This is a genomic window from Vibrio sp. 10N.222.55.A1 (assembly GCF_041473835.1).
GTDB lineage: Bacteria > Pseudomonadota > Gammaproteobacteria > Enterobacterales > Vibrionaceae > Vibrio > Vibrio crassostreae_C.
In genome coordinates this window covers 1-317 of sequence record NZ_JBFRSX010000098.1, presented here as the reverse complement: position 1 = coordinate 317, position 317 = coordinate 1, and the positions used below count along the sequence as shown (strand labels likewise).

At 43.2% G+C, this 317-nt stretch carries 1 tRNA gene; it reads left to right on the top strand.

Going from position 1 to position 317, the window contains the following annotated elements:
* Positions 1–82: 82 nt before the first annotated feature.
* Positions 83–167 (top strand) — tRNA-Tyr (locus AB4493_RS21210).
* Positions 168–317: the final 150 nt, after the last annotated feature.

Below are 317 nucleotides of genomic sequence, written 5' to 3'. Positions count from 1 at the left end.
AGAGTTAAGAGAACAACCTGATTGATGGGCTTATGGGAAAACATCAATTTAGGCTTACTTTGTGAAGAGTAAGACACACCCTGGAGGGGTTCCCGAGTGGCCAAAGGGAGCAGACTGTAAATCTGCCGGCACTGCCTTCGATGGTTCGAATCCGTCTCCCTCCACCATATTCTCCTTAATTGGAAAATCGAAAAGCCAACTCATTGAGTTGGATTTTTTCGTTTCTGAGCTTTATCTCTTACTAAACGTGTCTTCTAAAACAACCCTCAACTTCCTAAACACTAACCCGCTCCTACAAATAATACCAATCCGGAAAA